Below are 12,911 nucleotides of genomic sequence, written 5' to 3'. Positions count from 1 at the left end.
AATAGGGTGAAAATCGTAGGGAAACTTGACGAAATTACGCTTTTTTCACTCTAAAATTCCATTTTGTCGATATGACAAAACTTTTCTATTCTGCTAGATTTAAAACAATCTATTAGAAAGGGGAGTTTACCCATGACAAAGAAAAAATGGGAATTAGAAGATTTTATCGAACAGAACCAACGCAGAGTATATTATCAAATGGCGAGACTGCAAATTAATGGGGAAAAAGAGGAGCATTTTCAAGAAGGATTAGTTGCGATGTGGAGGGCATATGAGAACTATCAACCGGATAAAGGTCCATTAGCTACCTATATGAATTTTCAAATTCGTAATCGGTTAGTGGATGTTTTTCGGAAATCCATGGTGGAAAAAAAGTATTTTGAGCAATTAGATTATGAGAAAAATGTGGAAACAAAATCCGGAAACTATAGCCGTGCCAACGGCAAGAAAGTTTCCATAGAAGTTCAAGGGGGAGGGGACCCACAAGAGACAGTAAATCATAAAAATGAAAGCGATTTCCATGAGTTCACATCACTGTTGACAGAAAAACAAAAAATATGGTTTCGCTGTGCCATTATAGAAGGGCTGTCCAATCCGGAAATTGCGGATAGAGAAAAGGTGAGCATCGAGGCGGTAAAGAGTTGGGCGAAAAGTGCAAAGAAGAAGCTGCGTCAAATAGATTGGGATAAAGGTTCAAACGCATAACCTAATATAAAAAAAGGGGGGATTTATAGTGGTACAAGTGAAAGAACAATTCATTCATGGCACATCATTTAAGTACGGTAAAAATAATAAAAAACGGTATATCACCATTCATGAAACAGATAATCCAACAAATGGTGCAGGAGCGCAAAATCATGCCAATTTACAATCAAACGGAAATTCTCGTGAAGCTGCGTGGCATTGGCAAGTGGATGACAAGGTTGCGATTCAATCTTTTAACCATCGTTTTCAATTGTGGGGCGCAGGGGACGGTAGGGGTAATGGAAACCTTCATTCCATTCAAATAGAGGTTTGTGTCAATGCAGATAGTGACTATAAAAAAGCCATTGAAAATACGGCTGATTTAGTGAAAAACATTATGAGAGAGGAAGGTATTTCATCATCCAATGTGACTCAGCATCATACGTGGAGCGGAAAACATTGTCCTAGAAAATTAAGGGATGGAATGCATGGCGTAACATGGAATCAATTTAAAAAGATGATCGAGCAATCATCTGGCAATCATTCTATATCAAAATCGGCTAAAAACAATAACAATAGTAATTGGGTGAAGGTGACTGGAAACTGGACTGGCCAAACATTAGGTAATGGGGAATATGGCGAGCCAGTGAAGCAGTTGCAAATAAAGCTGGCAAATAATCAGCCGCCATTTTACCCTAATAAAGGTGCTGAAAATCATGGTATAGATAGTTATTATGGGAATGATACAGAGGACGCGGTAACACGTTTTCAATCGTATTATGGGTTAGTCACAGATGGTTTAGCAGGGAAGCAAGTTTATACACAGCTGAATAGCTCCTCCACAGATATTAAATCATCTGGTAGTGGGAACTCTATTTCTAAATTAGTAGAAGAAACAATAGCAGGAAAGCATGGAAATGGGGAAGCACGTAAAAAGTCTCTTGGAAGGAATTATCAAGCCGTGATGGATGTGATAAACGGTAAATCTTCATCTAATAACTCAAAATCGAATTCTATAAGCAAAGGCAGCGAAGTAACTGCGAATCGTTTATATACCACATCCAGCAGTACGGAAAATGTACGACGTTCCAGTATTTCCGGTATCGTGGATACTGTTAATAATTCCTGGCGTAATGAGATTCGTTTAAAAGATGGTAGTGGTCATTATATTGGGTTTACACGCAGGCAGGATTTAGAATAATTAAGGAGCTGTTGCACAAATTAGTTATCTGATTGTGCAGCAGCTCCTTTTTGTTGATTTTAACATTTTAATCTCCATTTAATGAATAACCATAACCTCATCAATGGTTTCTTTAATATCTTCCTCTTCGCCAACTTCAACTAGTTCTGTGTTTTCTACTGCTTTTTCATATTCTTTCTGCAATAGTTCTTTATCTACATTATTACCCATTTCCCATCGTGCTGGAACATTGTACACATTGATTGTTCCATCTCCATTGCTGCTATATGTCACAGCGCCGTCTATTAACTTACCGCCTCGCAATTCTATCACGTCTTCAGGATACTCAGCGCTTTCTTCATCTAATCTATTAACAGGTTCACCAGCCGAGATATGTCGAACATTTAACTCTTCTAAATCATCATCTACTTGTAGTTCACCAAGTTGTAACCATACGCGAGCGTATTCAATCTCTTCAGAAGAATAGTTTGATAATATATCTCCCGAACTTTCATTTGAGTTATTTTCTTCAGAAACCGCATCTTCTTCATGAGAAGAATCGTTGTTTTTCGATTCCGTTTCACTGGAAGAAGTATTATCTTCAGAGTTTGAATTATTTTCATTGTTATCTTCAATATTACTGTCATTGGAAGAAGCATTATCTCCAGAATCTGTCTTTGAATCCGTATCCGAATTATCAGATGAAGTTTCATCATCGTCATTATTATCATTAGTATCTAGTGAAGCATCTTCATTGGATGAACTATGATTTGTTTCGTTGTTAGCTTCTTTATCTGTTTCGTCATTATTATCTGAACACCCAATCAGAAATAAAGTAAGTAACAGCGCTAATAGGCTGCGAAAAATAATGTGGTGTTTTTTATTCATTTTTATCCTTCCTTTTTTAATGTGGCAGATATACTTTCCACTTTTTATTTAATACCCTCAAAACTATATTTTTAAAACACTTTAGGCTATAAATGCAAAATACAATACTTCCATAATATAAAGTTTATATAAATTCTAATAATGCGATAACATATTATATATCACTAGCGTTGCATAAATATAATAAGAATATTCTGTAAAATATCTTTAAGTAATTTTCGCCAAAAAATCAACAACCTAATAAAGGTGATTCTATCCATTTGGAAAATATATACATTTGTGCCAAAATTCCAGTGATTACCCGCTCCTATTTCTTTATCAAGGTATGGTTTTCTTTTCAAAACGACGTAGCCATAGATAAGCTGGTTTCCATAAAACTGCTTTTAACCAGCGGACAATACGGAGTAGTTTCTTATCGCTCTGTGTTTCTAATTGAATAAGTACATGTAAACAAAAGGTGATGAGTGCCAGATAGATTTGGTTTTGTAAAGCTGTTTCACTCGTCCCATAAAAATGCTTGATTTTGACGTGCTGTTTCAGCCATTTGAAAAATAATTCGATCGCCCAACGTGACCGATAAATGTTGCTTATTTCCTCGGAGTCTAAATCAAATCGATTGGTAATTAATCGTAATCGATTTCCTTTTGTATCTATTACCTCGAGGAGACGAAACACGTTTTCACAGCGTTTTTGCGTGGATCCAATATAAACCATCTTGTCAGATAGCACGCCCGATTCAGGGAGTACAGAAAAATCGTAAACCTCCCTAGTGACCGAATTTTTCTTGAGTCTGGATACGAAAAAGTATCCATCGTCTGTCATTCGGTCAAAACGTTCATAATCCATATAGCCACGATCAAAGACATACATGGCCTCCTTATCATCCACGAGCACTTCCAGTTGATTGCGGTCATGTTCCTTCGCCGGTGTTATCGTAGCTTTTTCCGGATATACCGTATCTTTTCCCATAAAAACCAGCCGCAAGTGTAACTTGACGCCAGCTTTGGTTTTGCGGAACTTCGCCCACTTGTAACGGGTCAAGTTAAGAGGCAGCGTACTGGAATCAATAATCTTTAAAAGAAGTCCTTTAAAGGCTTTGTTTTCATAGGTTTTGATATGGTATACCAGATCTAAAAATAGGGTAGCCAGGATAGATGGATTGATTTCATTATTTTTGCGTGAAAGCTGGGAAGCGCTAATGCTTTCTAGTCCACTGGCTTTTTGGAAATCAGCATCCAAAAGCGCATCACTTAGAGCCTGAAGCCCTTCTGTTTCATGTACTTGTGCATAAAGCATTACCTTTAAATAGGATTCTGTCGTCAGTTTTTTTGTATAGGCATCTTGTTTATAAGTTGTCACTTGTTCCGAAATTTTTTTGAAATTTATTGGTGCCATCCATTTACCAAATGCAGTTTTTCGTGTATTCTTGTCCATAAGTTGTGTTCCTTTATATTGGATTTGGACAGAAATTCACCTGACCTATTCATTATAAAGGATTTTTTTATGGCTTTAAACAGTAAAAACCGAAAATTGGGATTATTTTGTATTATTAGACATAATTAATGCAACGCTAGTGATTATATATAATGTTATTTAAAGAAATAAAGAGAATATAGTCAATATATTATATATTTACCTATTTTTTGCATAAATACTATGTATTACGAATTTGTTTAAACTTTGTAACAATATTAATTTCAGCTTACAATTTAATTGCAACTTAGCTGAGTTAATAGGTGGATCTATATTTGCCATTTTAATTAACTTAAAAACAGGTTTTTATACTGGGCTAAATATAACTGTCTTAATCTCTTTTATCACTGGAACTATGCTCGTTATTTTCTTAAATAAATTTAAAAGTCGTAATGCTTAAATCTCTGTTAAAAACAAAAGCATAAGTCTATCTCATCTTAAAACTTACCGGTTTTAATAGCGTTGAAAATATAAAGGAGATTTAGCATAAAAAGCAATGTCTTCTTTTCTTTTTGTTATCACATAACTTCCAAGTCATTTTCTATAGATAACAAAAAAGGAAAGCACCATCACCGATGCTTCCCCAGCCTAAGCTATTAACTCATTCCAAATGGTCCTAATGTTTCCGAATCCTTTTTTCCTGAGGCAGCGTTTTGTTTCGAACTGAAAAAAGGGGCTGCCTGCTGCAGTGCTTGGCCTACATTTTGCTGCTGACTGGTCATAGAGTAAAATGTAGCTGCTCCAATACCGACAGAGGCAACCAATGGCAGCCAAATGGCGTTTTTTTCCATGTTCACCCGTCCCTTCAAATAAGTGTGAAAAGGATGTTATTAGCTGCTGGACAATCATATAGATGGCCAGCTTAGACAAACTTATTCTTTCCATAAGAAAATAAATTATGAAAGGGATTAATTGGCAGTGTGTGCTGTTGCGTCTAATGCTGCATTCATGCCGGCGATTCTTCCGGTAACAAGGGCAGAGGTGATGTTATATCCGCCGGTGTAGCCGTGGATATCTAAAACTTCTCCGCAAAAATATAATCCATGCATGATTTTGGATTTCATCGTGTTAGGAACAATTTCTTTAATCGAAATACCTCCACCGGTCACAAATGCCTTTTCCATTGGAAGGCTGCCATGTACCAGGAAGGAAAAGTTTTTGATATCTTTCACGAAGGAAAGGGTGGTGCTTTTCGAGATATTAGCGCATTTTTGTTCGGCACCGATAGCATGTTTCTCCATGAAATAGTCAAGCAGGCGTTCGGGAATAATTCCTTTGACGGCGTTTTTAAACGCTTTTTTAGGATTGTCTGCAAGAATATCCTTAATTTGTGTTAATAAATCGTCTTCTGTTATTTCCGGTAAAATATCAAGGTGCATTTCAACGGCATCTCTGCCACGCATCAGCTCTTTAACAACGAACTGGGAACAGCGTAAAACAGCAGGTCCGGAAATACCGAAATGCGTGAAAATCATATCCATCTGGTGGGTGATAATTGGTTTCCCGCGTTTGTTCAGAACGCTTAAACGAATATCCCGTAAAGACAGACCTTGAAGCTTCTTATCCTTAATAAAAGCTTCCTTCGAAGTAAGCGCCACTTCGGTTGGATACAGTGTCGTTACCGTATGGCCGGCTGTTTTAGCCCATGGATAAGCATCCCCTGTTGAGCCGGTATGCGGTACAGCTTTTCCGCCGGCAGCAATAACAATGGACGCTGCTGTCACCGGGGCTTCTTCTTCTATGTGTACCGTGTGCATCTCTTCTCCGTATTCTAAAGCGGCTACGCGCGTGTTCATTTTAACGGTAACGCCTTGTTCTTCTAATTGCTGAATCAACGCATTGACCACGTCCATGGATTTATTGGACGCAGGAAACATTCTGCCGTGATCTTCTTCTTTCAAAGCAATGCCAAGGCCTTCAAAATAATCAATAATGTCATAATTATTAAATACTGAAAACGGACTATATAAAAATTTACCATTACCGGGAATGTGTTTGATTACTTCCTCTTGCGGTAAACGGTTCGTAACATTACAGCGGCCGCCACCGGAGATGGCTAATTTCTTGCCAAGCTTCTTTCCTTTTTCAACAAGCAGCGTTTTACCTCCGTGCTCCGCCGCAGATATGGCTGCCATTAATCCAGAAGGTCCTCCGCCAATAACGATAACATCATAATTCAAGAATTCTCATTCCTTTCTATTCCTTCCGTATCGTAGCATGTTCTAAAAAAATGTACAATCTTGATAAAAAGCAACCTTATCTATTTTTTCTTTATCTAAAAAGGGAAATAACGGGCATTTATGCTATAGGAAATGATTTGTCGAAATTCAGCAAATGAAATCAAAGAAAGCAGACAAAAAGTATGCTAAAATTAAAAGGAAGTGCTAAAATAAAGCAATCTATTTTATTAATCTAATTGTAGGTGAGTAAGTTACAATGTCAAATATGCTACGAGGAACGATGCTGCTATCAGGGGCGTCGTTCCTGTCCAGGTTTTTAGGAATGATTTTTGTTATACCGTTTTTTGCTATCGTTGGTACGGCTGGGAATGCGCTGTTTGTATATGCGTATACACCCTATAGTATTTTTATCAGCTTATCCACTGTTGGAATCCCTGCAGCCGTGTCGAAGTTTGTGTCTAAATATAATGCTTTAGGGGATTATCAAGTTGGCATGCGGATGTTTCGTGCCGGCAGTGCATTAATGCTTGTTACGGGTACGGTTGCTTTTCTTGTTATGTTTTTATCTGCTGATTTGATTGGGTCACAGCAAATTAAAGGAGAAAGTGGATCGATTACCTCTGATGATATTGCTTTTGTGATCCGGATGGTCAGCTTTGCGTTAATTGTCATTCCGGCAATGAGTATTGTCCGGGGCTTTTTTCAAGGGAATCAATCCATGGGGCCGACTGCTATCTCACAAACAATTGAACAAATTGTACGTGTTATCGCTATTTTAGCCGGTTCCTATATTATTGTTAATTATTTCAATGGATCAATTACATTAGCAGTTGGTTTTGCTGCGTTTGCCGCTTTAATCGGTGCTTTGGCATCCTGTTTGGTTCTTTTCTGGTATTGGAGAAAACGAAAGCCGTTTATTGATAAGAAAATTGCTATGCAGCAATCAACACATGATTTACGTACAATCGATTTATTTAAGGAATTATTCCGTTATGCTGGTCCGTTCGTTATCGTCGGTTTAGCGATTCCGTTATACCAGTTTGTCGACCAGTTTACCTTTCAACCGGCCATGGTTGCCAGTGGCAGAGAAGCTTTATGGGAGACCGAAATAGCGGTTATTAATAACTTAGGACATAAAATCATCATTATCCCGATGACCATCGCTACAGGATTATCCATGGCGATGCTGCCATCCTTAACGAATGCTTTTACACAGAACGATCAAACGACTTATACAAAACTGATCAATCAGGCTCTGCAAGTTATCATGGTATTTGTCATCCCAGCATCTGCGGGAATTGCCATCCTTTCTGATGAAATTTTCGGTTCATTGTTTACGTTGGAAGACATTGAGGTTACAGGGACGTTAATGGCCTTATATGCTCCAGTGGCCTTGTTGTTTGGGTTGATTACCGTGACAGCAGGAATGCTGCAGGGACTCGATCAGCAAAATTATGCGGTTATCAGTTTATTAGCGGGCTTGTTGGTCAAAATATTATTTAACAGCCAGTTTATTCATATGTTCGGTGGAAAAGGGGCTATTTTAGGTACGGCGCTGGCAGCAGGGATTGCTGTGTTGCTTAATTTAATCCGCATAAGAAGAAGTGCTGATTTTTCTTATAAACAAACGGTGAAGCGAACAATTCTCATCCTCATTTTCACAGGAATGATGTGTTTTGTAATTGCTGTATTAAAATTTGGGTTCAGTTTCTTCCTGCCATTTCAGGAAGAGCGCTGGGCAACCATTATTATGCTTATAACCGGTGTATCTGCAGGTGGACTGTTCTATCTGTTTTTAGCGTATAAATCAACCTTGTTAGATCATATTTTCCAAGGAAATATACCGGGATTAAATCGGTTAAAACGCAGAGGATAAGGAGTATTACATGCGACTGGATAAATTATTAGCCAATATGGGTGTTGGCAGCCGGAAAGAAGTGAAGGCATTATTAAAGGCTAAAAAAGTGACGTTGAATGGAGAAATCATCAAAGACAGTTCTGTAAAGGTCAACCCGGATACGGATAGCGTGCGCGTGGACGGGGAACCTGTTATTTATCAAAAATATATTTACGTCATGCTTCATAAGCCGCAGGGAGTTGTGTCAGCTACAACGGATGCGAAAGATAAAACGGTGATTGACTTATTGTCGGAACAGGATCGGCATTTCCAGCCTTTTCCGGTAGGACGGCTGGATAAAGATACAGAAGGGTTATTATTAATTACCAATGATGGGGACTTAGCCCATCAGCTGACTTCGCCGAATAAGGAAGTACCGAAAGTATACCGTGCTAACGTGCAGGGAGAGTTACCGGCAGATGTTATTCAGCAATTTGCGGAGGGTGTGACGTTGGACGATGGTTACTTGACTAAACCTGCTAAGCTGGAGGTATTAACTGCAGAAGAAGAGCCTGGTGTGTCGGAAGTGCAAATTGAAATCACTGAAGGAAAGTTTCATCAGGTTAAACGGATGTTTGAAGCGGTTCACTGTAAAGTAACCTATTTAAAACGATACCAAATGGGAGGGCTGACGTTGGACAGTCAATTGCCCCGGGGAGCTTACCGGCCGTTAACAGAGGAAGAGATCACAGCTTGTTTCCATTTGACAAATAAGGAGATTTAATGATGTCCCATTATTTTATAGGTATTCCAGTGCAGCCGGAGTTAGCAAAGCAACTGGCAGCATGGCAGACAATATTAAAAAAGTATCTGCCATATAAACAGTGGACACATAGGTACGATTTTCATATAACACTGGTTTTCCTGGGAGAGGTGGATGAACAATCCATTGAAATGCTTCAGAGAAAACTTTCATCCATCACAGCCTGCCCATCGTTTGCTTTAAAAAGAACGGAACTAAAAACGTTTGGCAATAAAAAGCAGCCAAGAGTGATATGGCTGGGGATGGAGCATCATCCGCTATTACATGACATGCAGGAACAAGTCGTGCAAATCTGTGAAACAATCGGCTACAAACGAGAAAAGAGAGGGTACACCCCACATATTACGATTGCTAAAAAATGGGCAGATCAGCGGAAAGAGCTATCTGAACATTGTTGGAATGACATTCTAGCAGATATGTCTGCCTTAGATGAATCATTCGATGTGGATGCGATTCAACTATATAAAGTACACCCTGCCTCCAATCCAAAATATGAGGTTGTTCAACGTTTTCCTTTACGGGAAAAGGAATAAGCTGGGGTTGTACATTTTTTAGGGGAAAGAGGAGAGAAAAGGGCTGATGGCACAATTAATCAAGCTACAGGATTATATTTCAAGGTATGAATGGGATACATATCGCTACCCTACACAATATATCCGACAAAAGAAAGAACAATGGGAACAGTTTTATGCGGAGTGGAAAGACCCGTCTCTGCAGGCAGATCTGCAAGAAGAAAAAGAAGAGACGGAAGCAGTAGAGGAGAAGGAAAAGAACACGCTTTTTCAAAAGTGGAAACAACGCTTTATCAAGTCTCCGGTTGTGGTGGAAGACCTGACACCGGATGAGCATGTCGTCAAACGAAACAAACCGCTGGCAACGCTCCCTGGTACCGAAGAAGATTTAAAAAAAGTGTTTCTGGATCGTTTATTGGAAATACAGATGAAATGGGCGTCCTCCACGGTTTCACAAGTCTCTGTCGTGGATTCCAAGTATTATAAGGATCCTTTATTACGTTTTTTGCTGCAACGTTTTCCAGACACATTTCTGATTATGTACCGTCCCATCTTTGAAGTGAAACAAGCTGCGGTTGAAACGGATATTATCGTTATTACACCAATTGGCATAGAGATTTTGTCGTTTGTTGAATTAGATACGGATGAAGTTATTATGGCCGGAGATGAACGTACGTGGACGATCACGACCCGAGAGGATGAAGCACCGGACCGGATGATTAATCCCTTACTTTCTTTAAAGCGTTCGGAAAAATGGATTAGGAGCTTTTTGAAAGAAGAAAATATCGATATTCCTATAAAAAAAACGGTCATCTCCAGAACGAATCGGATACTCTATGCTACTGCACCATATCAAACGGAAATTATTGATAAACTTGCTTTTCCGGATTGGTTTAAAGAAAAGCGTTCCGTTCATTTACCACTGAAAAAAAGGCAGCTTACTGTGTCGGAATCATTGTTAAGAAACAGCTTATCCTATTCTTTTCCAAGACCGGAATGGGAACAGGAATAAACGGATAGGTTCCTATTCCATGCCTATCCCGCTATCCACTGGCTTTTCAAGGATATTCGACGCTTTCAAGCTGAGAAGCAAAAAAATCATTTATCCTGCAATACATGTAAAAAAACAGATTGATTGAGATTTCATTTTACATTAATATAGAATGGACCATTCACGTAGATATTGTAATTTTAATCATTTCTCGTTACAATAAAGACTTAACATATTAAAAGAATCATATTACTTATCGAAAAAAGAATAGGACTGCTTGGCTGTCTGATTATTGTTGTTGCAATACAGATGAAAAGCAGGAACGGCCTATTCGTTGAACGAATAGGGTCGTTACTGGCTGCCCCATCTCCTGCTTAGAATTTTTGATGTTCCTTTATTCTTGAAGTGGGAGTTTTACAGCCAGTTACACTGCGATAAATAAAGATTTTTCGGATGATCCTTGAATGCTAATTTTGAAAGATGGGAAGACATTATGATTAACTGGCTCGAACATGCTTTAGGTACAGGATGGCTTGTCAGACCTGCCGGTGGTTTGACAGGCGAGGCGTTTATAGCTGAAAAAAATGGAAAGCGGCTGTTTTTGAAACGGAATACGTCCCCTTTCTTAGCGGTACTTTCTGCAGAAGGAATTGTACCAAAGCTAATTTGGACAAAGCGGATAGAAAATGGTGATGTGATTACCGCTCAAGAATGGCTGGAAGGACGTTCCTTGAATGAAGAAGAAATGAAGCAGCAAGCTGTAGCTGATTTGTTATATAAAATACATCATTCCTCGGAATTAATGCACATGCTGCTGAAAATGGGGAAAAAACCGACAACTTCGGATGAGAGTTTTTCTGCGCTTTGTTTACAGTTAGAAGATAACGGGTTGATGTATGACCAAGAAGCAGTAGAGGAAGCACTCGGTTTATTGGAACTTATGCTTCCTTATACCAGAAATCAAAACCTGGCAGTATGTCATTGCGATATGAATCATAACAATTTAATTTTAACAAATGAAAACATCATTTATTTAATTGATTGGGATAATGCAACCATTGCTGATCCTGCAACGGATATTGGTATGCTCTTAAAATGGTATATTCCAAAGGAAGACTGGAAAGAGTGGCTTATCAATTACGGAATAGAGCCGGACAGACAATGGTTTATTCGTATGTACTGGTATCTTCTGCAAGATAACCTGCAATTCTTATGCTGGCACTTTGACCGCAATGAACGTGGGAAAGTCCAGCAAAGATTAAATGAATTGCAGGAAATTAACCGGTCTATTAAAGATTTTATCGTATCTTGAAACACGGAGATATCCGTTACAGGTTTTGCTGGACGGTGTTAATCCAATGCGAAAACTGTTCCTGGTGGTTATCAATATGCATGGATAAATCAGATGCAGCGGTCCCGTCCTTACCATATTGTTGAATATTTGTCAGGACGTTTTGGATATCTTGACCAGATAAATTTTCATGCGCTAATAGGGAAGCAGCGAGACGTTCCAATTGGGCATGTTCATTAAGTGACACGCAGGAACCGGATTGATGTTCGTCCAAAATGTCACAGAGTAATTGCAGCTTGTTTTGTAAAGATAGTTGCACTTGCATTCACCTCATTCCTGAGGATAGTTTAAACGGATAAGCAATTATTATTCACATCATCATAACGTCATAAAAGTGAGGAAATAGACATGAGACAAAGACATAAACCTTGGGCAGACGATTATTTAAAGGAAAAAGATCATATTGTGTTAGAAAATCCAACGATACATAAAGGCAAGTGGAAAGAAGTATTTGGCAATGACAATCCTGTGCACGTCGAAATCGGATCAGGAAAAGGACAATTTATTACCGGAATGGCACAACAGTATCCGGATGTTAACTTTATCGGTATCGAAGTTGCCAAAAGCATTATTGTCTCCGCTGTTCAAAAAGTAGATGCAGCAGAAGTCAATAATGTACGTCTGTTGAATGTGGACGCCAATGATATTCGCACATTATTTGCAGAAAATGAAATTGGAGAAATTTATTTGAATTTCTCTGACCCTTGGCCAAAAAATCGTCATGAGAAGCGCCGATTAACGTTCAAGCATTTTTTGGAACAGTATCAGGATATTTTATCTGATAAGGGACAAATCGTTCTTAAAACGGATAATCGCGGATTGTTTGAGTATTCGCTGGTTAGCTTTTCTGAATATGGGATGAAGCTGAAAGAAGTAAATTTAGATTTGCACGCTATAGAGGATGCAGCCAATGTGAAGACAGAATATGAAGAAAAGTTTGCTTCGCTGGGACACGTTATCTATCGTTGTAAAGCCACCTTTTAAATATGTTC

The 12,911-nt window shown here is 38.6% G+C and carries 13 protein-coding genes; 8 read left to right on the top strand and 5 right to left on the bottom strand.

The window, feature by feature from the left end:
• The first annotated feature begins 132 nt into the window (after positions 1-132).
• Together B7E05_RS15545 and B7E05_RS15540 are read left to right on the top strand one after the other, a co-directional pair.
• Positions 133-705 carry a sigma-70 family RNA polymerase sigma factor gene (locus B7E05_RS15545; RefSeq protein WP_080875065.1) on the top strand — a complete coding sequence of 191 codons (573 nt, stop codon included), beginning with the start codon at positions 133-135 and terminating at the stop codon, positions 703-705.
• Positions 706-733: 28 nt separating this feature from the next.
• On the top strand, positions 734-1,885 hold the full coding sequence (locus B7E05_RS15540; protein ID WP_080875064.1) for an N-acetylmuramoyl-L-alanine amidase: 1,152 nt from the start codon (positions 734-736) through the stop codon (positions 1,883-1,885).
• Between the two features lie 78 nt (positions 1,886-1,963).
• Here B7E05_RS15540 and B7E05_RS15535 read toward each other — a convergent pair whose 3' ends face one another.
• From B7E05_RS15535 to B7E05_RS15520, 4 genes are all read right to left on the bottom strand, one after another.
• Entirely contained in the window at positions 1,964-2,752 is a 789-nt protein-coding gene (locus tag B7E05_RS15535; RefSeq protein ID WP_080875063.1) for a hypothetical protein, read from the bottom strand.
• A 318-nt stretch (positions 2,753-3,070) separates the two neighbouring features.
• Positions 3,071-4,186, bottom strand: coding sequence for an IS4 family transposase (locus B7E05_RS15530; protein ID WP_080875062.1), 1,116 nt, complete (start codon positions 4,184-4,186; stop codon positions 3,071-3,073).
• Between the two features lie 635 nt (positions 4,187-4,821).
• Positions 4,822-5,016: a hypothetical protein gene (locus tag B7E05_RS15525; RefSeq protein ID WP_080875061.1), complete on the bottom strand. Its 195-nt coding sequence runs from the start codon at positions 5,014-5,016 to the stop codon at positions 4,822-4,824.
• Between the two features lie 117 nt (positions 5,017-5,133).
• Positions 5,134-6,405, bottom strand: coding sequence for a BaiN/RdsA family NAD(P)/FAD-dependent oxidoreductase (locus B7E05_RS15520; protein ID WP_080875060.1), 1,272 nt, complete (start codon positions 6,403-6,405; stop codon positions 5,134-5,136).
• 256 nt (positions 6,406-6,661) lie between these two features.
• Here B7E05_RS15520 and B7E05_RS15515 point away from each other — a divergent pair, with 256 nt between their 5' ends.
• The 5 genes from B7E05_RS15515 (at position 6,662) to B7E05_RS15495 (ending at position 11,880) form a co-directional block, all read left to right on the top strand.
• Positions 6,662-8,281, top strand: coding sequence for a putative polysaccharide biosynthesis protein (locus B7E05_RS15515; RefSeq protein ID WP_080875059.1), 1,620 nt, complete (start codon positions 6,662-6,664; stop codon positions 8,279-8,281).
• Positions 8,282-8,291: 10 nt separating this feature from the next.
• On the top strand, positions 8,292-9,026 hold the full coding sequence (locus B7E05_RS15510; RefSeq protein WP_080875058.1) for a pseudouridine synthase: 735 nt from the start codon (positions 8,292-8,294) through the stop codon (positions 9,024-9,026).
• A gap of 2 nt (positions 9,027-9,028) precedes the next feature.
• Positions 9,029-9,598: an RNA 2',3'-cyclic phosphodiesterase gene (thpR, locus tag B7E05_RS15505; protein ID WP_179134554.1), complete on the top strand. Its 570-nt coding sequence runs from the start codon at positions 9,029-9,031 to the stop codon at positions 9,596-9,598.
• 46 nt (positions 9,599-9,644) lie between these two features.
• Positions 9,645-10,589 carry a nuclease-related domain-containing protein gene (locus B7E05_RS15500; RefSeq protein WP_080875056.1) on the top strand — a complete coding sequence of 315 codons (945 nt, stop codon included), beginning with the start codon at positions 9,645-9,647 and terminating at the stop codon, positions 10,587-10,589.
• Positions 10,590-11,061: 472 nt separating this feature from the next.
• Entirely contained in the window at positions 11,062-11,880 is an 819-nt protein-coding gene (locus B7E05_RS15495) for a phosphotransferase family protein (RefSeq protein WP_080875055.1), read from the top strand.
• A gap of 16 nt (positions 11,881-11,896) precedes the next feature.
• On the opposite strand, the gene B7E05_RS15490 is transcribed toward B7E05_RS15495, so the two are convergent.
• On the bottom strand, positions 11,897-12,184 hold the full coding sequence (locus B7E05_RS15490; protein ID WP_080875054.1) for a YtzH-like family protein: 288 nt from the start codon (positions 12,182-12,184) through the stop codon (positions 11,897-11,899).
• Between the two features lie 83 nt (positions 12,185-12,267).
• On the opposite strand from B7E05_RS15490, the gene trmB reads away from it, so the two are divergent.
• A complete protein-coding gene (trmB, locus tag B7E05_RS15485; protein ID WP_080875053.1) occupies positions 12,268-12,903 on the top strand; it encodes a tRNA (guanosine(46)-N7)-methyltransferase TrmB in 636 nt (211 codons plus the stop codon).
• The last annotated feature ends 8 nt before the right edge of the window (positions 12,904-12,911 follow it).

This window comes from Oceanobacillus timonensis, from assembly GCF_900166635.1.
Lineage (GTDB): Bacteria > Bacillota > Bacilli > Bacillales > Amphibacillaceae > Oceanobacillus > Oceanobacillus timonensis.
The sequence above is the reverse complement of the archived record's forward strand: the minus strand, read 5'-3'. Positions and strand labels throughout refer to the sequence as shown.